Source organism: Eubacterium sp. AM46-8, from assembly GCF_003466705.1.
GTDB lineage: Bacteria > Bacillota > Clostridia > Lachnospirales > Lachnospiraceae > Lachnospira.
Genome location: NZ_QSEU01000013.1, coordinates 1 through 26,653, shown reverse-complemented (window position 1 = coordinate 26,653; position 26,653 = coordinate 1). Strand labels below are relative to the sequence as shown.

Below are 26,653 nucleotides of genomic sequence, written 5' to 3'. Positions count from 1 at the left end.
GCTTGTTATAATTAAACAGACCAGTAATTAAGGACAGATAAGAAAGAGAAGATGATAAGATGAAGATGATTATTGTTACAGGTATGTCAGGTGCAGGTAAATCTACAGCACTTAATGTATTAGAAGATGAGGGATATTATTGTGTCGATAATATGCCAATCTCTCTGATTCCTAAGTTTGCAGAGCTTGCCAATGCTGGAGAAGACGGATATAGCAACATAGCAATTGGTGTAGATATAAGAAGTGGTCACGCACTTGCTGAGCTGGATTCAGTGCTTGATGATATGCTTAATAAGCATTTTAACTATACAATTCTGTTTCTTGAATCAAGTGATGAGGTACTTGTAAAACGATACAAGGAAACGCGAAGAACACATCCGCTTGCAATGGATGATCATGACAGAATAGATAATGTAATAAAGCTGGAAAGAGATGAGCTTAAGTTCTTAAAGAAAAGAGCAGATGTAATAATCGATACAAGCCAGATGCTTACAAGGGAACTTAAGGCAGAGCTTGAGGGCATATTCTTTGACGATAAGAATTTCAAGAATCTGTTTGTTACAGTTCTTTCTTTTGGTTTCAAATATGGAATACCTGCAGACGCAGATCTTGTGTTTGATGTGAGATTTCTGCCTAATCCATATTATATTGAAGAACTTAAACACCTTACCGGTAATGATAAGCCTGTACAGGATTATGTGAAGAAAGCTCCGGAGACAACAGAATTTCTGGAAAAGATAGATGATTTATTGAAGTTCCTTCTGCCTAATTATGTTAAGGAAGGAAAGAACAGCCTTGTTATTGCAATTGGCTGTACAGGAGGAAAGCATCGTTCAGTTACTCTTGCTAATGAAATCTATAAGCTTATAAGCAGGACTGAGTATGGATGCAAGGTTGAGCATAGAGATATTGAGAAAGATTCTAAGAGAAAAGGTTAAGTATGTCGTTTTCATCAGAAGTAAAAGAAGAGTTAGTTAAGAAAACAGATTCCGCGAGGCATTGCCAGATTGCGGAATTTGCTGCGTTTATGGGAATGTCTGGCAATGTAAGCGAGACAGATAATGGAGAATTATGTCTGGAATTCGTTACAGAGAACGAATTGTCAGTTGAGAAATTCAGTGACCTGTTATTGAGAATATTTAGCATTAAGATGGATGCTGATACGAATGAAATGGTTAAGAATGGCAAGGAAACTATTATAAGGATAACCAGACAGAGTGATGTTGCTAAGATATTGCAGACATTAAAATGGTGCGACGACCGGTTTACACAGATTGAACCGGTGTTTGTTGACGCAAGAATTGTAGCTATGGACTGCTGTAAGAAAGCATTTATAAGAGGAGCTTTTATGGAACGAGGTTCTATAAGTGACCCGAACAAGTTCTATCACTATGAGATTGTGTGCAAATATGAGGAGGACGCTGATATTCTTATGGATATGCTGCGTTTTTTCGGACTCGATGCCAAGGTTATTGTAAGAAAAAACAGTTTTGTTGTGTATATGAAAGAAGGCAATAATATTACTGATACGCTTAATCTTATGGGAGCGGTTGTATCACAGATGAACCTGTACAATGTCATGATTCTTAAGGGAATCAGTAATGATGTCAACAGAAAGGTAAACTGTGAGACTGCTAATCTTAACAAAACAATTGAAGCGGCGGTCAAGCAGATTAAGGATATTGAACTTATAAGAGATACTGTCGGGCTTGACAGTTTAAGTGACAGTCTGATGCAGGTTGCTCTTTTAAGACTCGAGAATCCTGACATGAGTCTTCAGGGACTAGGTGAGCTGTTAGACCCTCCGGTTGGTAAATCGGGTGTAAACCACAGGCTAAGAAAGATTGGCGAGAAGGCAGATGAATTAAGACAGAGCATGGGAATCTCTGTCTGATTAAATATTTTTAATAAAATTTTACATTTTCTTTTCAAATAGGGATTGACAAGAAGTGTATAATTGAAAATATGAGATAAAAGAGCAGTCATATACTGCAGAAAGGTTGATTAAGATGACTAAAGTAGATATAATTTCAGGCTTTTTGGGAGCAGGTAAAACAACTCTTATAAGTAAGCTTTTAAAGGAAGCCTTAAAGGGAGAGCAGGTAGTTCTTATTGAGAATGAATTCGGTGAAATCGGTATTGATGGAGGATTCCTTAAAGATTCTGGGGTTGAGATAAGAGAGATGAATTCAGGATGCATCTGCTGTTCACTTGTTGGTGATTTCGGAACTTCTCTTAAGGAAGTTGTAGACAAGTATCACCCGGACAGAATTATTATTGAGCCTTCAGGAGTAGGCAAGCTTTCAGATGTTATCAAGGCTGTTAAAGATCTTCACATTGAGAATGAAATCGTTCTTAACAGTGCTTCAACAGTTGCAGATGCTTCTAAGGTTAAGGTTTATATGAAGAATTTTGGCGAGTTCTTTAATAACCAGATTGAGCATGCAGGAACTGTTATTTTAAGCAGAACACAGAATGTTTCTGAAGAGAAGTTAAAGACCGCTATTGAGCTTATTAAGAGTGTTAATCCTAATGCACATATTATCACAACTCCTTGGGATGATATTGACGGAACTAAGATTCTTGGTGCAATGGAGAATGTTACTAACCTTGAGTTAGACATGCTTGCAGAGGCAGCGCAGAAGGCTTATGAGGAGCATGAGAAGGAGCACCACCACCACCATCATCATGAAGATGGAGAGTGCTGCTGTTGTGGCGGACATCATGACGATGATGACGAGCATCACCATGACCACGAGCATGAGCATCATCATGACCATGATGAGGAACATGAGCATCATCACGAGCACGAACATCATCATGAGCACGAGCATGATCATCACCATCATCATGCAGATGACGTATTTACAAGCTGGGGAACAGAGACTCCTAAGAAGTATGAGAAGGCAGAGCTTGACAGTATATTAAAGAAGCTTTCTGAGAGTGAAGATTATGGTAAGGTTCTCCGTTCTAAGGGTATGCTTCCTTGTACAGATGGAACATGGATGTATTTCGACCTTGTACCAGAAGAATATGAGATTCGTGAGGGAAGTGCTGATTTCACAGGAAGAATCTGTGTAATCGGTTCTGAACTTAAGGAAGATGCACTTAAGGAACTTTTTGAAGTTTAATCAGTGTTTAATAGAAGAACACATTTTTACAACGCATTTATAATGAAATGATAGCGCAAATGCGCAGAAATGAGGATAAATATGGCAAATGAGGAATATCAGATTCCGATTTTCTTGATTAATGGTCAGCTTGACAGTGGTAAAACAAGATTTATCTCCGATACTATAGCAATGGGACAGTTTGCAGACGCTAAGAATAAACTTCTTATTGTGTGTGAAGAAGGTGAAGAGGAGTATAGCGAGAAGCTTCTTAAGGACAACGGAGTTGATATGGTTGTTGTTGAAAAGGAAGATTTTAATATCAAGACTCTTAATGAACTGGACAAGAAGTATGATCCATGGATTGTTATTGTTGAATATAACGGAATGTGGGATCCTGCACTTATTCTTGGAAGTGAGAAGCCAAGAGGATGGCAGGTATACCAGTCTATAACTTTAGTTGATGCTAATGCATTTGGCTTACAGTGGGCTAACATGAAGTCTATTATTGCAGAGTCTGTTAAATATGCTGATATGGTTATCTTTAACAGATGCAAGTCAGGTATGGATCTTGGCAGCTACAGAAGAAGCATGAGAGCATTAAATCCTGCACTCCAGATTATCTTCGAGGACGAGAAGGGTGACCAGGTTGCTATATCTGAGCAGCTTCCATACGATATCAATGCTGATGTTATTCAGGTTGATGACGAAGATTATGGTATCTGGTATATGGATGTGTCTGAAAGACCGGAAGTATACGCAGGCAAGAAGGTAAGATTTAAGGGACAGGTTCTTAAGAACAAGTACTTTAAGGATAAGAATTTCGTTCCGGGAAGAAAGGTTATGACATGCTGTGCAGAAGATACACAGTTTATCGGTTATATCAGCTTCTACAACAACATAGCTTCTCTTGAAAACAGAGAATGGATATGGGTTACAGCTACTATTAAGTATGAATTCCAGATGGCATATAAGAAGAAAGGTCCTGTTCTTTACGTTGAAAGCGTAGAAAAGACAGGTGCACCTAAGGAAGAGATGGTGTTCTTCTGATATGATACAGGATATATGGCCAAAACATTTGGACAATCAGTATAAGAACCTTAAGCCAGGCAATGAGGATACTGTGTTTTATTTTCAGGGTTCCTCATTGCTTGCAAGACCATCAGGACATTTTAAATCACAGAATCCTGAAGAAAATGTATTAATATATCCACAGTATAGCGAGTTCGTTCAGGGGATAAAATCCTCTTACGGAGATAAAACTGTGGATAACTTTGAATTCATATATCTGTTGTCAATTGATGAGGAACATTTTTTCCTTGCAAGAAAGACTGGAAGCCTCGAAAGAGGCACATTCTTGGGCGAGATGGCTGATTCAGCTGTACACAAGGATATGTATTCTTTCGTCAGAGGATATGAATTCATAGGCGTTGATTCTTTCCGTAAGGCACAGCCAAGAGAGCATGCTTATGCGGCTATTACTGCATTTCATCTGTATGGCTGGTACAGGGATAATCATTTCTGCGGAAGATGCGGAAAACCACTCAGGCATGATGACATGCAGAGAATGTTACGCTGTGACTGCTGTAAGAATATGGTGTTTCCTAAGATATGTCCGGCTGTTATTGTTGCAGTTACAGACAAGGACAGAATTCTTCTTACTAAATATGCGGGAAGAACTTACAGGAATTATGCGCTTATTGCCGGATTCACCGAGATTGGTGAAACAACAGAGGAAACTGTAAGCAGAGAGGTTATGGAAGAAGTAGGTGTGAAGGTTAAGAATATTACATATTACAAGAGCCAGCCTTGGGGACTCAGCGGTTCTCAGCTTCTTGGTTACTTCTGTGAGCTTGACGGTGACGACACAATAACCCTTGAAGAAGATGAGTTATCGGTCGGCACATGGGTCAAGGCAGATGATATAGATGTAATTGACGACCATATCAGTCTCACAAGGGAAATGATTGAGAAATTCCGCAGCGAGCATGTGAGTCACAATTAATTGTAATCTTTAAAACTAATATTAAGATCTATGGTATTACCACTGACACCGTCTAATTTAGCGGATTCAGTGTACTGCCATATAGAGAATTCATATGGGAAGTAAGGTGTGTCTGAATAATAGGCAAACCACTTCTCATATTTTTCTAAGCGGGTAAGGTCAAGTCTTCCAACGAAGCCCTTAAGGTTGGAATATATCATTGGCTTATAGCCTGCTTTTTCTATCTTGTCGCAGAATGCGATTATGATATCTGTAAGTTCTTCAGTAGTCAGATTCTCCTGTCTGTATGAATCGCCCGAAATCTCCTCAAAGTCAATCACTACAGGATATGTAATTTTGTAAGGTTTGATAATATCAAGAACATAATCAGCCTCTTCTATAGCTTCTTGCTTTGTAATTGCAGATGAAAAGAAGTATGCGCCAATCTTAATATTATTCTTTATTGCGTCTTTTGCAAATGTATCAAATGAAGAATCAGTGTTCAGGATTCCATTGCCATAGCTTCTGAATCCACATCTTAACATAGCAAATTCAACGCCCTGTTCTTTTAATTTCTTAAAGTCAATTTTCCCCTGAAACTTAGAGGCATCAACACCCATATGTGTTGTAACTTTACCGTCTTCATTGTATGTAATAATTCCTTTATCGTCCTGCTTGAAATTCTCGTCCTTATAATTATTCTTGGCAAGTTCAGGAAGTATCTGCGCAAATACATACTGATTCTTATTGTTCACATAGACTATATTATCAGGGAAATAGCTCTTAAGTATGGAAAGAGAACCTTCACCATTAGTGAATCTTAATTTCATATCAGAAAGAAGATCCTCTTTCTCTTCTGACTTTAGTTTCTCAATCTCGTCATTGCTAAGCTTATCGGTATTAGCTGCAACGGTTGCTTTTCTGTATTTAATAATGACACCGGTGGTCAGCAGACCAAACATTACAGTTGTCATAAAGAATATTAAAGTTGTTATCACAAAAGGATTGGTTTTCTTCGATTTCATAGTGCATCACCTCTATAATAATTAATTATGAGTTATTCATAAAAAGTATTTCTTGTATAAATGGTATATTAGCTTTCGCAAAATGTCAATTAGATTCGTATGATTTTTTAAATAAAAATATACAAAAGGTATTGACAATTTATTGAATAGAATATATAGTATCTGTACAACACAACAATTCTTATAGAATCAGAATCCAGACGTGGATAACTGAGATTCTTTTGCCTTTGCAAGAAGGTAATTGTACCGTTTCTGTTCTGAATTAAGCTGGTAGATATAACAGTCTATCAGGTCAGGATCAGTAACATTATCAAGATTAGAATAGGCAGTATACATTGCCTTTTTAGTCATCATAAGTTCCTGTAGCAGGTATTTTTCATCATATGTAGCAGGACTCTTTTTTTTACCAAACATTTTCAATAGAATTACTCCTTAATGCTCAAGATTAGGGGCATCATATGCCTTTATTAGAAGTATAGGCAGTAAATGGTAATTCTATACATGTTTTTTAGGAGGTGGATATGTGCCATACGATATATCAGTAGTGATTGCACTGGTATTCATTATATGGTCAGTGAGGGAAGATGTAAAAGCTTTCAGAATACCGAATTATCTGATTATAGCAGGGTTAATTGTGGGAACAGGACTACTCGTTATAAGAGGATTGGCAGGTGATAATATAAGGGACTACATACTTGGCACCCTGGCGGGATTAGCAGGAATGATGCTTCTTTATATAATCAGGGCTGTTGGTGCGGGGGATGTGAAGCTTTTTGCAGTGCTTGGACTGCTGACGGGGTTAGAATTCGTGGTACAGCTTATGGTTGTGTCATTTATCACAGGGCTTTTTATAGGAGTTATTGAGTTGTGTTTTAAAAGGACAAGTCTGGTAAGGGTAGGAAGCACAGGGATAGAAGGGCATGGATTTCATTATGCGGTTGCGGTTCTGATTGGATATGTTGTTGTGTTGGGATACAGAGTTGTTGTGATTTTATGAACATATAAGGGGAGGTAAATAATGGGGAGGAATAGCATTTGTGTTATATACGATTCAGATGAGAATTATGCAAAGCGTCTGATGTCAGTAATTAACGATGATAATGATATTCCTTATAATGCACAAGTGTTTACACAGGAGCAGGAGCTTGATAAGTATCTGCAGGAAAAGAAAGCGGACATGCTTATGATATGTGAAGGGGCATATGAGTATGATGCGACGAGAACAGGGAATAAGACAGTTGTGTTGTGTGAGGAAGAACAGGATGCCGATGAAATCAATTCTAAAGAGGAGAGAGGGCTGGTAGGAATATGCAAATACCAGCCGTCATACCAGCTTCTCCAGTCGGTTATGAGATACGATAAGAGAGAGAATAGCCAGAGGAGAGAAAGTCTTAAGGTAGTAGGTGTGTATGGATTTAACAATACATCACGCATGGTATTATCACTGGCAGTTGCAAAGCAGCTGTCAGAGAAGTGTAATACATTATTCGTGAATTTTGAGACATTTGGCGGATTTAAAGGAATATTAAAAGGGGAGGAGGAACAGAACCTTTCGGATGCTTTATATGCATTCAGACAGAATCATAACCAGTTTCATAAGAATATTGTTAATGCGATAAGTCATTATGACAGGCTTGATTATATACCGGATACATCCTGTGCAGATGATATAGATGATATTAAAGCAGATGAACTTGGCACATTTGTTCAGGGAATTGGAAGGGAGCTTGGGTATTCATATATTGTGGTCGACATAGGGGATGGGTTGAGGATGCCGTGGAATATGATGGATTGCTTTGATGAAATATATATGTGTGATGGGGATAATTACCTGGAAAAGTCTAAAGTCAGAAATTTTGAAAATATGGTTATGGAACGTGGAATGGATAATATTGTCAGTGCATTTAAGAAGATTGCAGTAAGAATTGAAGACAATATTCTTAATCCGGATATGTGGAACAGGCTTCCTTTCTGCAGTTTTTATGATGAACTGTGCTCTTTAATTGAGACTGGAGAGACATAATGGAAGAACTATATATGAATATAAGAAAACTGGTGTATGAACGCCTTGATACAGGCAGAGATATTGATGATGTTGAATTATACCAGGTTATAGATGCATGCATATATGAAGAGAGCCGTAATGTTGTAATACCTATAAGGCAGAAAGAGGAGTTAAAGAAAAGGCTTTATAACTCTATTAAGAAACTTGATATTCTACAGGAGCTTTTAGAGGATGACAGTGTAACAGAGATTATGGTAAATGGGAGTGACAGTATCTTTATAGAGCGGAATGGCCACATGGAAAAATGGGATAAGAAGTTCGAGAGTGTTGAGAGGCTGTCAGATATAGCACAGCGTATAGCAGCCATGTCTAACAGAATGGTTAATGAAGCATCACCTGTAGCAGACACAAGATTGTCAGATGGTTCGAGAGTCAGCATAGTATTGCCGCCGGTTGCTATTAATGGACCTGTAATAACCATAAGAAAATTCTATGATACACCGCTTACGATTGAGAGACTTATTGAGCTTGAATCAATTACGGCTGAGGCTGCAGAATTTTTAAGCCGGCTTGTTAAGAGCAGATATAACATTTTCATATCAGGAGGTACTGGAAGTGGCAAGACAACATTTTTAAATGTGTTGTCAGATTATATTCCAGAAGATGAGAGACTAGTGACGATTGAGGACTCAGCGGAATTACAGCTTCATAATGTCAGTAATCTTGTCAGGTTAGAAGCGAGAATGGCTAATCTGGAAGGCTGTAATGCGGTGGGGATAAGAGATCTTATTAAAGCGAGTCTTAGAATGAGACCAGACCGTATTGTTGTCGGAGAAGTCAGGGGCGCAGAAGCAATAGACATGCTCCAGGCGATGAATACAGGGCATGACGGAAGTTTGTCTACAGGGCATGCAAACAGCCCCAAAGATATGATGACAAGACTTGAGACAATGGTACTTATGGGAATGGAGATGCCGGTAACAGCAATCCGTTCTCAGATATCATCGGCTATAGATATTGTTGTACATCTGGCACGATTAAGGGATAAAAGCAGGAAGGTGATGCAGATTGCAGAGGTTGGAGATTATATCGGAGGTGAAGTTGTACTTACACCATTATATAAGTTTGTTGAAACAGGTCAGGACAAGAATGGAAAAGTATTTGGAAAACTTGTCAGACAGGAGAACAGCCTTATCAGAACTGAAAAACTTAAGGCTGCCGGATATATGTGATAGTGGTGTGCGTTATATAGCAGAGGGAATAGTTATTGTCTGTGTTGCAGCTTATATCTTCTATGAAAATATATTGATGGCATTCATATTGTCACCATATGTATATCTTCATTATAAGCAGAGAAAAAAGGAACGTGCGAAGAAGGATAATAACGAATTCTGTAGGAAGTTCAGGGATGGAATTATGTCAGTATCATTTGCATTAAATGTAGGTTATTCGATAGAGAATGCATTTATACAGGCAGTTGAAGAGCTGGAACTGATATATGGCAGAGATTCGGATATTACTATTAAATTCAGATATATTGTTGTAAGGCTTGGACAGAATGAGAATATTGAGGATATATTTATGGATTTTGCTGAGGAAAGCAAAGTGGAAGATATTATATATTTTGCTGAGATATTCAGGTATGCCAAGAGAAGTGGTGGGGATTTAATATCAATTATCAGAAATACGACACAGATTATACAGCAGAAGGAAGAGGTTTTATCAGAGATAGACACAATTATAAGTGGTAAAAGAATGGAACAGAGAGTAATGAGCATAATACCGGCTGCTATAGTTGTATATCTTAAGTTTACTGCGGCTGAATTCATACAGCCGTTATATGGCAACGTGTATGGTGCAGTTATTATGACAGTGTGCCTTATAGTTTATGTTATCGCTGATATGTGGGCAAAGAGGATTGTTAATATTGAAGTTTAAGAAGATTGGGAAAATACATCTTATCATTATTGTTAGTATTGCGCTGACAATAATCAGTGCAGGTATGTCTAAGATACCCTCTACAATTGATGGTGTTATTAAAAGACCTGAACCGGGCGAGAACGCTAGTAGTAAATATATTGATGTAATAGGCGGGGATGGGCAGCAGATAGCGACTGTTAATCTGGCGGTTAGTCCTAGAATAATGTCAGCAGATGAGGTGTATGAATGTTTTGACAGAGCATACGAAGAAGTAATAGTCACCATGCTTGGAGATAATAAGAACTGTGATTATGTAACCGGAGATCTTGTGTTGCCGGAGAAAGACCAGAGCGGTGTGATAGAGCTGTCATGGTATTCATCAGATTACCAGCTTATTAACTATAACGGCAAAGTTAGTAACAGAGGGTTTTTGGATGGTGAATACAGGAAGGTTTCTCTCAGGCTTGTTATGGAATATGAGGATTACAGGAGTGAGTATGAGATACCGGTAACTGTATATGCGCCGGAATACAATGACAAAGTGGGGAAGCAGGTGCGTGTAGAAAAAGCAATAGAGGATGTTCTTAGCAACAATCCGACAGATGCAGATATTAATCTTCCTGAATACATAGACGGAGAAAAAGTTACATATGAGGAACAGGATGAACCGGCTTCGCCAGTAATATTTATTATTCTTGGAGGAATTGCGGCAGCAGTTGTTGGTATATCTGATAGAAAAAAAGAGAATGACCGGATTATAAGAAGAAAAAGAGATCTTGTGTATGACTATTCAGAGGTTGTATCTAAGCTGACACTGCTTCTGGAAGCAGGGATGACAACGAGAATGGCATGGCATAAAATTGCGTGTGACTATAGAAATAAGACTAATCATGGGGATTTGAAAAGACCTGTATATGAAGAAATATGTACGACTGACTATAATATTCAGGCAGGAATTTCGGAGATTAAGGCATATGAGCAGTTTGGCAAACGTTGTGATACAAGAGAGTATATGAAATTAGCGACATTATTGCAGACCAACATTAAAAAGGGAACTAAAGAACTCAGTAATCTGCTGGAAAAAGAAGCCTGTGACGCTTTTGAAAAAAGAAAGAACATGGCACGGGTAAAGGGAGAAGAGGCAACGACAAAACTGCTTATGCCGATGATGCTTATGCTCATAACGGTAATGATGATAATTATGATACCGGCAATATGGTCTTTTCGTATGTAGTGAGCGGACAGGGAATTGGTAATATGTGGTGAATTAGTTAAAAGAAAGGTTGTGGAATTATGAACAATATAATGAACAATATTAAGAGAGAAGCTAAGAAATTCTGGAATGATGAGGATGGAATGGGAGTTGTCGAGGTTGTATTAATAACAATTGTTCTCGTTGGACTGGTTGTGCTTTTTAAGAAACAGATAACAGACCTTGTTAATTCTGTTCTGTCAAAGATGACTAATCAGGCTAATAAAATATGATTTATGGAGGATACATGTGTCGGGGAAAAGAATTAATGCACATATAACAATAATGGCAGCATTATCCATGACTATTGTTCTTTCTTTAATAAGTGCGTGTATAAAGTCGGCCTCAGATTGCTACTATAATACACAGATTAAAGAAGCCTGTATGCTGTCAGTGGAAGCTGCATTTTCTTCATATCACAATGATATGTTGAATGAATATGACATATTTCTTCTTGAGGATACTGACAGAATAGAGGCAAAAATTGAGAAATATGTTGAGAAAAATTTATCTTCATGTGGAAAAGACATTTCTTTATTAGGAATCAATGTGGATAACATAGAACACATAACTGATAAAGGAGGAACATATCTTAAGAAGGAGATTGCTAGGTATATGCAATATGAAATATACGGGGATATGTTGGGAATATCACAGCAGTCACAGGCTGAGCTGGAAAAGTCACAGAAAGTGCAGGAAATAACACAAGATATAACAGAATGTGAAGAAATGATGTGGGAAGCAGATGTGAAAACATTGCGCCTTATTGAACTTGTTGATGGGATTGAGACAACTGAGACAGGTATTGTTATAAGAAGAGGAAAACCTGTTGCTGTATCTGATTATTTTGTCAAATCAGCAGTTAATGGAACGGTTTCTAAAGAGACTTTGTATGTTGATGAGGATAAAGTTTATAAGAGTGTGAGTGTCTCACAACCAGGTTATGTAGATGTATCAAAGATACTTGATGATATGTATGAGGATGCTGAAGGCATCACAGAAGATATGAAAGATTCCGGAGATATCAGTTCGTATGCGGATTTCTATAAAAAGAATTATGACATGTTAAAAGCTGTTATTGAAGGAGCAGACAGTAAGACAGAGGAAGCTTTAAAGCTGCTTGGCGAATATGAGAATGCAAAGACGGGTGCAAAGGACAAGCTGGGCAAATGTGTTGAGAAGGTTAAATTACACAGAAATATATTAGGAGATGAACTACAGAAAGGATTGCTGGAAGATATTGAAGTAATAAGACAAGACAATGAGTCAGATAAGAAAATGCTATGCAATATTAAGGAATTAACGGCTGCACTTAAAAGAAATAAAATTATACTGGATGGAGTGAAGGATATAATCAATGAACTTGATACGGACCTTTCTTACAATAACAGACAGAAAATTATGGGAATTGTTGTTAAGTGCAGGGAGTCATTATATGGTTTATCGGCCAAAGGAATGAAATTTGATTATTCACAGATAGATTTTGATTCGGATTCCTCTGGTTTATCAGCTATAAAGAAAGTCAGACAGATGATAACTGATGGGATACTGGCACTTGTAATGGATACCGACAATATATCTGAAAAAACAATTACATATGGAGATCTTGCAACCAGTATGTCAGAAAAATATAAGGAGAATATTTCTGCTGTAGATGCCATAAAAGAGGATGCTTTGATGAATGAGTATCTTATGACGAGATTTAAATGCTATACAGATTATCTTGAAGAATCTGCAAATGATGCTGAATGTCTTGATTATACACTCGAATATATTCTGTGTGGCGGAGATAGTGATAAAGAAAATCTGGAGCAGACAATGCTTGCATTGTCGGGAATAAGAACGGGTATGAATATGGCGTATCTTATCACAGATCAGAATAAGAAAGCACAGGCCTTAACACTTGCAACCAGTGCTTTGGGATTTACTGGCAATATGGCACTTATTAAGGGAGGACAGTATCTGATAATGTCAATATGGGCATATGGAGAGGCAGTTATGGATATGCGTGATATATATGCCGGTAAGAAGGTAAAGTTATTAAAAAACAGCCAGTCATGGAAATTATCGCTTGAAGGACTTTTGAATATGACATTTGACACAGATAAGGAAGCTGATGATGAAGGACTTGATTACAAGGACTATATAAGAATGTTGCTTTTAATGGAGAGTGCGGAACACAGGAATTACAGGACAATGGGGGCAATGGAACTAAGAATGATAAGCATGGGGCATGAGAATTTCAGAATGAAGAATTATGTTGTCAGCGCAAAAGGTGAAGCAGTATTCAGGATATCAGGAAGAAAGCAGGTATATGTACAGGAAATGGGATGTTCATATATTTAATTGGGTTTAGCAGCATATGCTTCTAAATTACAGTTGGATGCAGGATTAATAATTATGAAAGGAGTTGCAGTCAGATGAAAAATTTCATCTTAAAAAAATTCTCTCTAAAAAATTTCACCCTAAAAAAATTCAAGAGATATGTTCCTGCATCAGCAACTGTTGAAGCGGCTTTAGTTATTCCATTGGTTATATATGCGGTTGCAACAGTTATGTTTCTTTTACAGGTAATAGCTATAAAAATGCATGTGAGTGATGCACTATATAATGCACTTAGAAAATTTAATACATATTCATATGTAAATGAAGCAACCATGGGAAATATAAATGGGTCTACATTTTTTGCGATTTTTGTAGATGAGGTTGGAACCGGTTATGCAGGAAAGCATTATATAGCAGGCGGTAATGCTGGATGGAATTTTTATAACTCCAGAATAGCAGATGATGATTCGACAGTCGGTATATCTCTGGTATATACAATAAAGAATCCTTTTAATATCTTTGGTGTCAGGGGGATTACTGTACGGGAAGAGAGAATAACAGATATATGGCTGGGTGAGGATAAAGACGGGTTCTCTTCACAATCAGATGAGGAATCAGAATATGTGTATATAACACAATATGGGGAAGTGTATCATACAGATCTGGCATGTACTTATCTTAGAAGAGATATCAAGACGGAAAATTTATCAGAAATAAATCAATTAAGAAACAATTCAGGGGCTAAATATTACAGATGTACCCAGTGTAATGGAGAATCGTTAGTTGTCTACTATACAGACTATGGGGATAAGTATCATATGTCTGCTGATTGTTATACATTGCAAAGGACGATATTAAGAGTAAAGAAAGATAAAGTCCGAAGCATGGAATGTTGTATCAAATGTAGCCAGTCGTGATTAAAGAGGGGGTATATGGAATATGGAAAGTGTGATTATTCTGGCAGGATTAATTGTCATGTCAGTCATAGATATAAAAAGAAAATCAATTCATATTGGCATGCTGACAGCCATGGGTGTTATTGTGGCAGGCATAAGAGCAGTGCAGAGTGTATGTGGAACAGCAAAGCTTAATAAATACGAATTGCTGGTTATAACAGGATTAACTCTGCTGATGTCATTAATGTGTGCCATAACGCATATGCTCGGGGTTGCAGATGCAGTTGTTATTGGAATTGTGGCATTAGCAATAGGAATACGCAAGGCTATATCCGTGTTTATTGGAGCAATGATGGTTGTGTGCGTTATTAGTGGGGTTCTGCTGATATTAAAGAAACTGAGGCGGAAAGATACTATTCCATTTATCCCGTTTATACTGCTTTCATATATGGGGGTTACATTATGCGGATAAAAGCGTCGTATACGGTGGAAAATGCAGTGATAGTGCCGATGTTTATGATAATAATTATGATAACGCTGAGGCTGTGCTGTGACATGCATGATGAACTTATAAAGGCAAGTGTTAACAGTCAGGTGGTTGTGCAGACAGAACTGAATGATTTTGGGAAAGATGCTGAAGAGATATATGTTGGGAAAGCAGAGCAGTATTTAAAAGAGAGAACTATTTTTCTTAATGATTGTAAGATAGATGGTGAGTCATCACCTGTGGCAAGCAATTCGCCGGAAAAGGCAATAAGAATATTTAATGCATTGAGAAAGCTTGAGATTAATTGAGGAGGGATTGGTATTGGAGAAAGAAGATATTAATATTAGATATGAGCATCAGAATAACAGTAATTATCTGGTTATAGAGGATTCTTCCGAGTATGAGGATTACCAGTATAAGATGTTAAAACGCAATAATCCGGAACATTTTTTGCATTTTTTCATGTACTCGGTTAATGGAAAATACGGGATTTATTATGATATTACTTCCAGACAGCAGCTTAGCAAATATTATGAATATGGAAAGATGACAATGGAAGATGTTAAATCAATATGTGTCAACATTTCAGAGATGGTAAGGATAGCGGAAGATTATATGCTTGATATCGACCATGTAAAGATAGAACCAAGATACATATATATGGATGTAGGAACTAAGAAACTGCAGTTTGTATATCATACGCGATTGAACAATCATACATTTAACGAGAGTCTTAAGATATTATTTGAATTCATTCTGGAACATTTTGATCATAGTCTAGATAAAGAGAGTATTGTGAAATTGTATGAAGTCTATCAGAAAGTGATAGTTGGTGACTATGATCCATACAATCTGATGAGAATGTTTGGTGTGGTTACAAGGAAGAAGCCGGAGACTGATAATATATCTGATAACACATCAAATAATATAGAAAATAATACAGGCAATAATATAGAAAGTAATAATATGGAGAGCTATAATCGGTCTGTTGAAAAGAAACAGGTTAAGACGGTTATGCCGGAGCAGATTGTGTCTGATGTAGAGGAGAAATCTGATAAACATGATGCTAAAAATGTGCGGATAATAATTGCAGCCGTCCTTATCATATCAGGAATGATTAATTTACTTGTACCAGGAGTTATTCCTTATAATATACCTTCTATATGGAGTTTCATAGGTATCGGTGCAGGGGTTGGAATGTTAACTTCATTTAAGAAAGGGAAAATTAAGCGTGGCAGGACTGTTATTGTGTCAGAAAAACAAGCAATTCCATATTCAGTGAAGGCTGATGTCAAAGAAGAACGCAGGCGGGCACAGCAGGAAGAGCATAAGAAAGAACAGAAAGAGAACGAGATTTCCTATGATGATATATGTAATGAGACAATGCTGTTATCAGACTATATGCCGGAGATTAACAAGAAAAAGACTTTAAATCTTATATTACAGGATGAAGAGCTGGTAGGGGATGTTCGTATATATATAAGAGGGATACAGAACGCTGATAATGTAATACATATGGATAAATATCCATATGTATTGGGAAGTTTTGATAAAATGTCAGATGTAGTGATTAAGGCACAGGTTGTCAGCAGAATGCACTGCTGTATATATCATGAAGATTTCAAAGAAGATAAGTATTTTGTTGAAGATCTTAACGCAACCAATGGAACATATCTTAATGGAGAAAGGCTGGGCAATCATGAGAAGAAAGAACTTCATAATGGCGATATATTAAAGCTGGCAGCAATTTCATTTATAGTTGAAATAATATAGATAAGACAGTTTTTCCCTCCTGTTCATGTATATCAGCTTTTGCATTATTAGAAAGACATATCTGGTGAATGATTGAAAGCCCTACACCAACATGATCTTTTTTAGTAGAAAAGAATGGCTTGATAAGCTGGTTATAATCAAGCGGAGCATTGCCAGAATGATTATCGTCAGAAATAATACGGTTATTTACAATCTGGACTAATATACTATCAGACTCTTTTCTGGTTATTAGTGTTATCTCACCAGAGCATCCGGAAGCCTCACATGCGTTGAGAACAGCTTCGGTGAGAAGTGTTTTTAACTGTTCTGGATTGATAAGAATATCGGGTATATCATCCAGACAGAAAGAGAATTCACAGGAATTATCGAGTGTATCATCGATAATATCAGGGATTTCATACATAATGTTATTGATGCTGACAGATACTTTTTCAGTTTTCTTCATGCTGTATCTGTATAGAGTTGTTCTTTCCATATGATATATAAGTTGTGAAATAACTTTTTCCATACGGTTGAAATACGGATTATCACATATTTCAGGAGACTTTTTCCTGACAAGCTGGAAGGTTGTCTTTAAGTAAGCTATGTAGTTCTTTATATCATGTGAATCAATGGACAGCTCTGAAAGAGAGACTAATGACATATTATTAATTATTGGCTCTAATTCAGGATTTGATTTAATTAATTCACTTAATTTCTGATATTCATTAAAGTTTAACATTATTATGATATGTCCTTTCAAACATAAATTTGATAAGTTTTTTGCTACAAGGTTGTAATCGATCCCTGTTTAAGTTATGATATTAAAGTATATACATATTCGAAATGCATGTAAACAAAAGTATTTCGACAAATTTCGCGCAAAGTGAGGAAATAGTATGAAAAAGGATGATTGTATTTTTTGCAAGCTGGCAAACGGCGAGATTCCAACGAATGCTCTTTATGAGGATGATATCGTAAAAGTTATTTTTGATGCCAATCCTGCCGCTAAAGGACATGTACTTATATTGCCGAAAGAACATTTTGACAATATATATGAACTTGATGATGACACTGCTTCACATGTATTTAAAGTGGCAGCTAAGATTTCTAAAGCATATAAGAAGGCATTGGATTTTGATGGACTTAATATTGTTCAGAACAATGGAGAAGTAGCAGGGCAGACAGTATTTCATTTCCATATGCATATTATTCCAAGAATTAAAGGTGATACAGTTAAAGTTGGCTGGGTTCCGGGAACTGCAGACACTGATACTATAGCATCAATAGTAGAAAAGGTTACACCTTATCTTTAATGTTTGTGTATGTTATTTAATGAGGATATGAATAATGGATATTAAGCGGGAAACCGTAATGATATATAGAAAGAGGAGAAAGCATGATTAAATTAAGTGATGGAGGAGCATATCTTATCAACGGCATTGATATTGTTGAGGATAGTGCTTCGGCTGTGAATGAAGTAGCTGCCAAGACAGGATGTTCAGTAACAAAGGAAGAGGCTGCTAAGAATACTATTGCATATGGAATTCTTGAAGGTCATAACACATCAGGAAACATGGAGAAGTTAAAGATTAAGTTTGATAAAATGACTTCACATGATATTACATTTGTCGGAATTATCCAGACAGCAAGAGCTTCAGGCCTTGAGAAATTCCCAATTCCTTATGTACTTACTAACTGCCATAACAGTCTTTGTGCAGTTGGCGGAACTATTAATGAAGATGACCATATGTTTGGTCTTACATGTGCAAAGAAATATGGCGGAATATATGTACCACCTCATCAGGCTGTAATCCACCAGTTTGCAAGAGAGATGCTGGCTGAAGGTGGAAAGATGATTCTTGGATCAGATAGTCATACACGTTATGGAGCTCTTGGAACAATGGCTATGGGCGAAGGTGGTCCTGAGCTTGTTAAGCAGCTTCTTAATAAGACTTATGATATTAACAGACCAGGAGTAGTTGCTATCTACATGACAGGAGAACCGGCAAAGGGAGTTGGTCCTCAGGATGTTGCACTTGCTATTATCGGAGCAGTATTTGGTAATGGTTATGTTAAGAATAAAGTTATGGAGTTTGTTGGACCTGGTGTTTCATCACTTAGTGCTGATTTCAGAATTGGCGTAGATGTTATGACGACAGAGACAACATGTCTTTCATCTATATGGAGAACAGATGATAAGGTTAAGGAATTCTATGATATTCACGGAAGAAGTGAGAGCTACAAGGAACTTAATCCTGGAAATGTTGCTTATTACGATGGCGTTGTATATGTAGATTTAAGCACAATCAAGCCAATGATTGCAATGCCATTCCATCCAAGCAATACCTACACAATTGAAGAACTTAATGCTAACCTTGAGGATATTCTTCATGATGTAGAGAAGAAGGCTCTTGTAAGCCTTGATGGACAGGTTGAATATAAGCTTACAGATAAGATTAAGAATGGAAAGCTTTATGTTGATCAGGGAATTATCGCCGGATGTGCTGGTGGTGGTTTTGAAAATATATGTGCAGCAGCAGACATTCTTAAAGGAAAGTCAATTGGTGCAGATGAGTTTACGCTTAGCGTATATCCTGCAAGTACACCAATTTATGTTGAACTTGCAAGAAATGGAAGGCTTGCAGATCTTATGGAGACAGGTGCAATTGTTAAGACTGCATTCTGCGGACCATGCTTTGGTGCTGGAGATACACCTGCTAATAATGCATTCTCAATCAGACATTCAACAAGAAACTTCCCTAACAGAGAGGGCTCTAAGTTACAGAATGGACAGATATCATCTGTTGCACTTATGGATGCACGTTCTATTGCAGCAACAGCAGCTAATAAGGGATACCTTACAGCAGCAACAGACATGGATGTAGAGTTCACAGGACCAGCATATCATTTTGATAGTTCAATCTATGCTAACAGAGTATTTGACAGCAAGGGTGTTGCAGATCCGGAACAGGAAATCCAGTTTGGACCTAATATCAAGGATTGGCCAGAGATGGTTGCACTTCCAGAGAATCTTATTATTAAGGTTGTATCTGAGATACATGATCCTGTTACAACAACAGATGAGCTTATTCCATCAGGAGAGACATCATCATTCAGATCTAATCCTCTTGGTCTTGCTGAATTTGCACTTTCAAGAAAGGATCCTGCATATGTAGGACGTGCTAAGGAAGTACAGAAGGCAGAGAAGGCAAGAGAAGCAGGACAGTGCATGGGAGAAGCTTTACCAGAGCTGAGAGACATTATGCATAAGATTAAAGAAACATATGATGTGCATAAGTCTAATGTTGGTGTTGGAAGTACTATATTTGCAGTTAAACCGGGTGATGGTTCAGCAAGAGAGCAGGCAGCATCATGCCAGAAGGTACTTGGCGGATGGGCTAACATTGCTAATGAGTATGCAACTAAGAGATACCGTTCAAATCTTATCAACTGGGGTATGCTTCCATTCATAATTGATAAGGGAGAGCTTCCGTTTGAGAATGGAGATTATATCTTTATTCCAGAGATTCAGGATGCAATTAAGAATAAAGTATCTACAATCAAGGCTTTTGTTGTTAATAAAGATATGAAAGAGTTCGAACTTAAGCTGGATGAACTTACAGATGATGAGAGACAGATAATTCTTGATGGATGTCTTATTAATTATTATCGTGAGAACAAATAATAAGATGAAATATTAGTGTATACGGAAGTTGGTGAGCAGATGGCAGAACAGAATATACTAAATGGTAATCAGAAACAGCTTGAACAGATTATTGGCGATATCAAAGAGCATAACGTAAAGAAGGACAGATTAGAGAAGCTGGCAGAAAGCGTTAAAGACATTTCTAAAGAATTAGATAATGCAAGAAAAGAAAAGCAGAATGAAATGGACTCTAAGATAAAAGCGAGTACAGATGCAATATGTGATGGATATGATAAGTCAATTAATGCAGATAAGGATAAGATTAAGGCAGTTTCTGCAGCAAGAGATAAAGCAAAGATGGCCGGCGTTAAAGAGAGAATCAATGCTGAGACAGCATCTTTAAGGGCTCAGAATGAAGATCTTGCAGACCAGATTAATGAAGCTTTTATACATGAGAATATATCTAAAGTTTTTAATAGTCAGTTGTTTATATCAGTGTTTAATCCTAAGAAACTGCTGGATTATGTAATAGATATAGCAATTATACTGATTCTGTATGTAGCTGTTCCAGTTGCATTATTCTTATTGCCAATGATTCCACAATGGATACTTTTGGTATATTGTATGGTAATAACGCTAGTGAGTATTGTTGTTATCAAATGCATTTTTAGAAAAGTTGTATTAAAGCATGCCGAAACAATAATGGCAGCACAGAATACAAGAATACAGATAACAGATAATAAGAAACGTATTAAGAAGATTGAGAAGAATATCAGAAAAGATAAGAATGAAGATATGTATGGCCTTGAATCATTTGATTCTGATATTAATGCATTACATGATGATATAGCACGAATTGAGGAAGAGAAGAGTTCAGCCCTGGAAGAATTTGAAAAGAATACCAAGGCTGATATAATCTCGGAAATCAATGAACGTTATGCTGACAAGATAACCAACATGGAAAATGAGCTTAATAAGAAGAAAAAGGAATATGATGAGTTGGATGATTTGGTGAAGAAGCAGAGAATATACATATCATCTAACTACGAAGCATATCTTGGTAAAGAATTCATTAATGTTGATAAGCTTTCAGAGCTTAATTCAATTATGAAGTCTGACTCAGCAGATACGATAGCTCAGGCGCTTGCTGTATATAATAATCGTCATTAAATATTCTTAAAGCGAGGACGATAGCATCAGCTATCTGGAATATAATGGACAGACGGGTTGTCTGAAGTGAGGATGACTCCATGTCGTGGGAAGAATTAACAATTCCTGTGATGTGGATGTCGCCAACTTCAGGCAATCTTTTTTTTACGCCGAGGCCTGGTTTTAACGGACCTTTTCCTAATGTAATCATACCGATATGTTCTTCTTTTCCCAGAGAGGCATCAATTGCAATTATGAAAGGATTGTCGAATGTCTTTTGAATGGATTTTATGCAGTGATTAAGATTGGCAGCATGAATGGGTTGGTTAAGATCTCCCAGAAGATAAAGACCGGGGGAGATAAAGTCTTTGAATTTGTGGCCTATCACAGGACCAAGACTGTCTCCGGTTGAACGGTCGCTTCCTATGCACAGGATTATAATCTCCTGATTGGGAAGAATGATATCAGTAACCATATTAGTAAGTATATGCCCTATCTGAGCAGGGGCTTTTGGATTATTGGAATCAAAATAATAAAGCATAATCTCCTCCAGACCATTTTAAGAGCTAAGACAAGCTCTTTATAATGTGTACGCGCCCGTCTTGATAATTATTCCAAAAAATGTTTTTGATATTTTTTGGATTGCTGACAAAATCTGATAATTTTTTCTTTTCGACAGTGTTATTATTCAAGCGAGTAATAGTATAAGGAGGCACCATGATAGAAATAATATGTAATGAAGAGAATTCAGACAAGTCTAAACAAGTTACAAGAGGTGCGGCCATTAGAAGACCGAAAAACATTAAACAGATAGGTGAAGTGAGCTCTGACAAGAAAATATATATAGAGGATTATGCTTTTACATATATAAATTCAATTGCGTACAATAATCCTTCAGACTCACAGGCAGGCGTACTTCTCGGAGAAAGTCAGACTGATGGTAATGAAAAATGTGTTTTTATTAAGGGAATAATAAAAGCAAAACTGGGGACAGAAGTTGAAGAAAAGGGAGTGTACTTCAATGAAAATGTATGGAACGGAATATATTCGGATGTGGAAAAATATTTTCCGAATTTGTCAGTGGTAGGATGGTTTGCAGCAATTCCAGAGGTTACACCGGAAAGAATGATGAAATTGAAGAAAATACATCTCGATAATTTCGCGGGTTCCATGAAAACACTTTATCTGATTGATACAGTTGAAAAGGAAGAAAATTTTTATCTGTATGAGAATGGAGAACTGAAGAAACAGAAGGGATATGTCTGCTTTTATGAAAGGAATTATGAAATGCAGGAATATATGCTGGAGCGCCGAGAAAGAAGTTCGTGTGAAGATGGTCAGGACAAGGTTATGAAGTCCATCCGAAATATAATAAAAGAGAAAGAAGAGATGCATGAGCAGAAAAAGAGCGCAAGATTTATGTACGGTGTCAGTGCATTTATGGTAGTTGTTATTCTTGTTATAAGCATTAATCTTATGAATAATTATCAGAAAATGAAGAAATTTGATAAGTCAATAAGCAGTCTGATGGTGCAGATGTCAGGAAATGACACTGCAACAGAAGAAAATATTGTTCCTGTTAATAAACTAGAAGGTGGTGTGTATCCAACAGAGGCAGAGACAGACGGTGAACCTGCAAGTGTCAGCGCAACTTCAACAGAAGTTGTAACGGTAACAGTACCACAGCCGACAGAGGAGCAGACAGTTGCGGCAACAGTGAGTGAAGCAAGTATATACACAGTTAAAGCTGGCGATACAATAATGGGAATATGCAAGAGATATTATGGGGATACATCCAAATGTAATGAAATCATAGCTTATAATAACATCAAAGATGGAAATATACTTTACATAGGTCAGCAGATAAAACTTCCTTGATTAAATCCCCCAATATTGTATAATTATCTCAGCATAAGTATGCGATAGAAAAGGGGAAATTTATGGCAGATATAATATCTGGTAAGTCCAGATTTAATGGAGACAGAAATGCTCCGGTAAAGAAAATTGTTAATATTAATAAAGAAACAGCAGCATCTTACGAAGCAGACGATGATGTTCTTGACGAGGCTGTAGTAAGAAAGAGAATACGCAGACACAAAACAAGAGTTGTAATTATTGCAGTTGTAGTGGTTGCGGTGCTTCTTGTTGCAGCATATATCGTATCACGAGTAATAGATAACTATGATTATTCTTCATATATGATATCGGCTTCGGTTAACAGGGATGACATAGAATCATCAAAATATATCGCATTTGCAGACGGATATGTAAGATATAGCAATGACGGAATTTCATATTATAAGAGTAACGGGAAAGTAATCTGGAACCAGACATATTCAATGCAGAATCCGAAAGTAAGTATATGTGGTAATTCAATAGCGGTTGCAGATATTAATGGAAGCAGTGCATATTCATTTAATACAAGTGGACAAGTAGGCAAGGCTGATACTTCCATGCCGATACTTCAGATAGAAGTGTCAGATAACGGTAAGATGGCGGCAGTGCTAGATGATAATAATGCCAACTACATTAATATGTATGACACTAATGGCGAGAAGATATATAGTGTCAAAACAACATTATCTGGAGATGGATATCCAATTGATGTGAGTATATCGCCAGATGCTAAGAAACTGATAGCTTCATTTATTAGGGTGAGTGGAGATGAGATTAAGACAGATGTGGTGTTCTATAACTTTTCGGATGTAGGAAAGAATGAGACGGAACGAGTAGTTGGCGGATTTAATTATGATGATGTTATAGTTGGCGATGTGAAGTTCATCAATGACACAATGGCAGTTGCTGTTGGTGAAAATGTTGTGAGCATTTATAAGATAAAAGAGTATCCGAGTCTTGAACACACCATCAAGATAGATAACGAGATAGAAAGAGTATTTTATAGTGACCAGTATATAGGACTCGTGCTTGATAATTCGGAGTCGGGAGATCCATATAAATTAGTAGTATATAATACTTCTGGCAAGCAGGTGCTTGATACAACATTTAGCATACAGTATACTAATGTGCAGTTTGATGGAAAGAGCGTAATAATGAGTAATGCATCATCATTTGTACTTATGAATATGCGTGGTAAGCAACTGGCTGATATTAGTTTTGATATGCCGGTTATAGATGTTCTGCCAACAGGAAGCAGAGGTGTATATACGGTGGTTAACTCTAAATACATACAATCAATTAAACTAAAATGATAAGGGGGATGGCGTATGCTGTTGACAGGAGTAATACTGATTCTCGCAATATTTGCGGTGATAGGCTGGCGAAAGGGAGTGATAAGACTTGTATTATCGCTTGTATCCATGATTGTAACAATATTGGCAGCAGTTATAATAGCACCACTTGCCACAACTGCAATCAGGAATGAAACTAATATCGACGAAAATATGGCACAGTCAATATATACAATACTTTCAGAAAACAAAGAAGTAGACCAGTATTTTTCAAACGAACAGATGATTCCGGATGGGATTAATATAAGTCAGGCGGGAGAACATTTACAGAATATAAGCAAAGCAATAATGGAAGTTGGAGACAGAATTAATCTTCCAGAAAGTCTTACAAATGCTATCGAGGCTATGCCGGAATCAGAACTTATGACAATTATTAATGAGCAGGGACAAGCTTCTATTAAAGAGATAAGTTTAAGAATAATTGCACTCAGATTATCCAATATTATATTGACAGCTATTATATATATAGTGATAATGGTAGTAGTATTTATAGTGTTAAGGATAATCATTGGAGCAACAGGCATAATAAGAAGACTTCCTATTATAAAACAGGCAGACAAGCTGGGTGGAGTAATAGTCGGCCTTATAGAAGGTCTTGTAGTTGTGTGGATATTCTTCACAGTTGTTACAGCCATAAGCGGAACAGAAAATGCAGCTAATATATTAGCGCAGATACATAAAAATGCATTTTTAGAGGCACTATATAATAACAATCCGATTACAAGACTGCTGTTTAGTACAATAAGATAAAATAAGGGAGGATAGAAAGATGATATGTAAATCATGTGGAAGAGCAAACGAACAGGGGGCAAAGTTCTGTAAAAGCTGTGGTGCACCATTGGAGGGGGGTGCAGATGTACAGCAGAACAATAAAGCTGGATATCAGCAGAATAATATGGGTTACCAGCAGTATGATATGTCTGGAAATATGAATTTTGGAACAACAAGAATGACTAAAGAAGAATTCAACCAGTGTGCCAACATAAAAACAATTATAAAGAACATAACAATTGCTGCTATAATAACATATGTAATTGGTGCTATATCATTAATTACTAATGTTATATTGGGTGGTAACATATTTGGATTATTAGATGTGATTATTGTAATTGGACTAGGCGTAGGAGTTCATGTGGCAAAGAGCAGAGCTTGTGCAGTTGTTCTTCTGGTTTATTCGGTATTTAATATGATTTACATGCTTTTACTTGCAGGCATGCCTGGTGGATGGCTTATATTAGTATGCGGTATATATGCTACTATATATACATTCAAATATCAGAGCGCATGGCAAAGATATCAGCAGACAGGTCGGTTATAATCTGCAGTATAATATAATGTATAGACACCTTGTCTTGAAAAAGTGTTAAAATAAGCTTTTTTAAGATAAGGTGTTTTTTGTATATAAAATACCTCATACATCTGGAATCAATATATAGTATAAATGTGACTGACGACGCATATATATTGTAATGTTACAGGAATGCAAAATGAAAAAACAAAAAAAATCAAAAAAAATGAAAAAAGTTGTTGACAACAGGTAGACCGGGTGATATTATATACAAGTCGCCGCGGTAAGCGGTAACAAATAAGACTTAAAACACCAGATAAATACTGGGTTTGAGCGATACAGATCTTTGATAACTGAATAGAAAGACAACCTTGAAATTCTTTGAGAATTTTAAAATGATTCATTAATGAATCTTGCGAGTATCGAAAGATACACGAACCTAAACAGTAAGTTTTGGTAAAACTATTTAAGCTAGTTAGTTTATAACTGACGAGGCAAACTTTTTATGAGAGTTTGATCCTGGCTCAGGATGAACGCTGGCGGCGTGCTTAACACATGCAAGT

Annotated in this window: 27 protein-coding genes and 1 rRNA gene; 24 read left to right on the top strand and 4 right to left on the bottom strand. The window is 36.9% G+C overall.

Annotated elements, in window-relative coordinates:
• Nucleotides 1-59: 59 nt before the first annotated feature.
• The 5 genes from rapZ (at nt 60) to nudC (ending at nt 5,115) form a co-directional block, all read left to right on the top strand.
• Complete coding sequence (rapZ, locus tag DW963_RS09505; protein ID WP_117915344.1) at nt 60-938, top strand: RNase adapter RapZ; 879 nt, start codon at nt 60-62, stop codon at nt 936-938.
• A gap of 2 nt (nt 939-940) precedes the next feature.
• Nucleotides 941-1,894: a DNA-binding protein WhiA gene (gene whiA / locus DW963_RS09500; protein WP_022097623.1), complete on the top strand. Its 954-nt coding sequence runs from the start codon at nt 941-943 to the stop codon at nt 1,892-1,894.
• A gap of 115 nt (nt 1,895-2,009) precedes the next feature.
• The gene (locus DW963_RS09495; protein WP_117915343.1) at nt 2,010-3,131 is read left to right on the top strand and encodes a GTP-binding protein; all 1,122 of its coding nucleotides are present in this window, start codon (nt 2,010-2,012) and stop codon (nt 3,129-3,131) included.
• Between the two features lie 81 nt (nt 3,132-3,212).
• Nucleotides 3,213-4,160, top strand: coding sequence for a TIGR03943 family putative permease subunit (locus DW963_RS09490; protein ID WP_022097625.1), 948 nt, complete (start codon nt 3,213-3,215; stop codon nt 4,158-4,160).
• A 1-nt stretch (nt 4,161) separates the two neighbouring features.
• Nucleotides 4,162-5,115 carry an NAD(+) diphosphatase gene (gene nudC / locus DW963_RS09485; RefSeq protein ID WP_117915341.1) on the top strand — a complete coding sequence of 318 codons (954 nt, stop codon included), beginning with the start codon at nt 4,162-4,164 and terminating at the stop codon, nt 5,113-5,115.
• Here nudC and DW963_RS09480 read toward each other — a convergent pair.
• Together DW963_RS09480 and DW963_RS09475 are read right to left on the bottom strand one after the other, a co-directional pair.
• Entirely contained in the window at nt 5,112-6,119 is a 1,008-nt protein-coding gene (locus tag DW963_RS09480) for a glycoside hydrolase family 25 protein (RefSeq protein ID WP_117915339.1), read from the bottom strand. The two genes, nudC and DW963_RS09480, sit on opposite strands and share 4 nt — an antisense overlap.
• A 189-nt stretch (nt 6,120-6,308) precedes the next feature.
• Entirely contained in the window at nt 6,309-6,533 is a 225-nt protein-coding gene (locus DW963_RS09475) for a YaaL family protein (RefSeq protein ID WP_022097628.1), read from the bottom strand.
• A 109-nt stretch (nt 6,534-6,642) separates the two neighbouring features.
• Here DW963_RS09475 and DW963_RS09470 point away from each other — a divergent pair, with 109 nt between their 5' ends.
• From DW963_RS09470 to DW963_RS09420, 11 genes are all read left to right on the top strand, one after another.
• A complete protein-coding gene (locus tag DW963_RS09470; protein ID WP_117915337.1) occupies nt 6,643-7,116 on the top strand; it encodes an A24 family peptidase in 474 nt (157 codons plus the stop codon).
• Between the two features lie 21 nt (nt 7,117-7,137).
• Nucleotides 7,138-8,142, top strand: coding sequence for a hypothetical protein (locus DW963_RS09465; protein WP_117915335.1), 1,005 nt, complete (start codon nt 7,138-7,140; stop codon nt 8,140-8,142).
• Entirely contained in the window at nt 8,142-9,356 is a 1,215-nt protein-coding gene (locus DW963_RS09460; RefSeq protein ID WP_117915333.1) for a TadA family conjugal transfer-associated ATPase, read from the top strand. Before DW963_RS09465 ends, DW963_RS09460 begins: the two co-directional genes overlap by 1 nt.
• Nucleotides 9,286-10,062, top strand: coding sequence for a type II secretion system F family protein (locus DW963_RS09455; protein ID WP_243269406.1), 777 nt, complete (start codon nt 9,286-9,288; stop codon nt 10,060-10,062). Before DW963_RS09460 ends, DW963_RS09455 begins: the two co-directional genes overlap by 71 nt.
• The gene (locus tag DW963_RS09450; protein WP_117915332.1) at nt 10,052-11,278 is read left to right on the top strand and encodes a type II secretion system F family protein; all 1,227 of its coding nucleotides are present in this window, start codon (nt 10,052-10,054) and stop codon (nt 11,276-11,278) included. The genes DW963_RS09455 and DW963_RS09450 overlap by 11 nt, the downstream gene beginning before the upstream one ends.
• 59 nt (nt 11,279-11,337) lie before the next feature.
• The gene (locus tag DW963_RS09445) at nt 11,338-11,529 is read left to right on the top strand and encodes a Flp1 family type IVb pilin (RefSeq protein ID WP_243004285.1); all 192 of its coding nucleotides are present in this window, start codon (nt 11,338-11,340) and stop codon (nt 11,527-11,529) included.
• A 16-nt stretch (nt 11,530-11,545) separates the two neighbouring features.
• Nucleotides 11,546-13,642: a DUF5702 domain-containing protein gene (locus DW963_RS09440; protein WP_117915330.1), complete on the top strand. Its 2,097-nt coding sequence runs from the start codon at nt 11,546-11,548 to the stop codon at nt 13,640-13,642.
• A 74-nt stretch (nt 13,643-13,716) separates the two neighbouring features.
• On the top strand, nt 13,717-14,538 hold the full coding sequence (locus DW963_RS09435; protein ID WP_117915328.1) for a TadE family protein: 822 nt from the start codon (nt 13,717-13,719) through the stop codon (nt 14,536-14,538).
• 22 nt (nt 14,539-14,560) lie between these two features.
• The gene (locus DW963_RS09430; protein ID WP_117915326.1) at nt 14,561-14,989 is read left to right on the top strand and encodes an A24 family peptidase; all 429 of its coding nucleotides are present in this window, start codon (nt 14,561-14,563) and stop codon (nt 14,987-14,989) included.
• Nucleotides 14,980-15,312: a hypothetical protein gene (locus DW963_RS09425; protein WP_117915324.1), complete on the top strand. Its 333-nt coding sequence runs from the start codon at nt 14,980-14,982 to the stop codon at nt 15,310-15,312. The genes DW963_RS09430 and DW963_RS09425 overlap by 10 nt, the downstream gene beginning before the upstream one ends.
• Nucleotides 15,313-15,325: 13 nt before the next feature.
• The gene (locus DW963_RS09420; protein ID WP_117915322.1) at nt 15,326-16,777 is read left to right on the top strand and encodes a DUF6382 domain-containing protein; all 1,452 of its coding nucleotides are present in this window, start codon (nt 15,326-15,328) and stop codon (nt 16,775-16,777) included.
• Here the strand turns inward: DW963_RS09420 and DW963_RS09415 are convergent.
• Nucleotides 16,758-17,498 (bottom strand): ATP-binding protein, encoded by a 741-nt coding sequence (locus DW963_RS09415; RefSeq protein WP_117915320.1) that lies wholly within the window; start codon nt 17,496-17,498, stop codon nt 16,758-16,760. The genes DW963_RS09420 and DW963_RS09415 overlap by 20 nt on opposite strands.
• A 157-nt stretch (nt 17,499-17,655) precedes the next feature.
• On the opposite strand from DW963_RS09415, the gene DW963_RS09410 reads away from it, so the two are divergent.
• The 3 genes from DW963_RS09410 (at nt 17,656) to DW963_RS09400 (ending at nt 21,575) form a co-directional block, all read left to right on the top strand.
• A complete protein-coding gene (locus tag DW963_RS09410) occupies nt 17,656-18,072 on the top strand; it encodes an HIT family protein (protein ID WP_117915318.1) in 417 nt (138 codons plus the stop codon).
• Nucleotides 18,073-18,155: 83 nt separating this feature from the next.
• On the top strand, nt 18,156-20,444 hold the full coding sequence (locus tag DW963_RS09405; protein WP_117915316.1) for a hydratase: 2,289 nt from the start codon (nt 18,156-18,158) through the stop codon (nt 20,442-20,444).
• A gap of 39 nt (nt 20,445-20,483) precedes the next feature.
• Nucleotides 20,484-21,575, top strand: coding sequence for a hypothetical protein (locus DW963_RS09400; protein WP_147347591.1), 1,092 nt, complete (start codon nt 20,484-20,486; stop codon nt 21,573-21,575).
• Here the strand turns inward: DW963_RS09400 and yyaC are convergent.
• The gene (gene yyaC / locus DW963_RS09395) at nt 21,511-22,095 is read right to left on the bottom strand and encodes a spore protease YyaC (RefSeq protein ID WP_117915312.1); all 585 of its coding nucleotides are present in this window, start codon (nt 22,093-22,095) and stop codon (nt 21,511-21,513) included. The two genes, DW963_RS09400 and yyaC, sit on opposite strands and share 65 nt — an antisense overlap.
• Nucleotides 22,096-22,271: 176 nt before the next feature.
• Here yyaC and DW963_RS09390 point away from each other — a divergent pair, with 176 nt between their 5' ends.
• The 5 genes from DW963_RS09390 to DW963_RS09370 all read left to right on the top strand — a co-directional run.
• Nucleotides 22,272-23,432 (top strand): LysM peptidoglycan-binding domain-containing protein, encoded by a 1,161-nt coding sequence (locus DW963_RS09390; RefSeq protein WP_117915310.1) that lies wholly within the window; start codon nt 22,272-22,274, stop codon nt 23,430-23,432.
• A gap of 62 nt (nt 23,433-23,494) precedes the next feature.
• Nucleotides 23,495-24,763, top strand: a complete 1,269-nt coding sequence (locus tag DW963_RS09385) for a DUF5711 family protein (RefSeq protein ID WP_117915308.1) — start codon at nt 23,495-23,497, stop codon at nt 24,761-24,763.
• Nucleotides 24,764-24,778: 15 nt separating this feature from the next.
• Nucleotides 24,779-25,552, top strand: coding sequence for a CvpA family protein (locus DW963_RS09380; protein ID WP_117915306.1), 774 nt, complete (start codon nt 24,779-24,781; stop codon nt 25,550-25,552).
• A gap of 19 nt (nt 25,553-25,571) precedes the next feature.
• Nucleotides 25,572-26,120: a zinc-ribbon domain-containing protein gene (locus DW963_RS09375; protein WP_117915304.1), complete on the top strand. Its 549-nt coding sequence runs from the start codon at nt 25,572-25,574 to the stop codon at nt 26,118-26,120.
• Between the two features lie 471 nt (nt 26,121-26,591).
• Nucleotides 26,592-26,653, top strand: a 16S ribosomal RNA gene (locus DW963_RS09370); the annotation flags it as partial.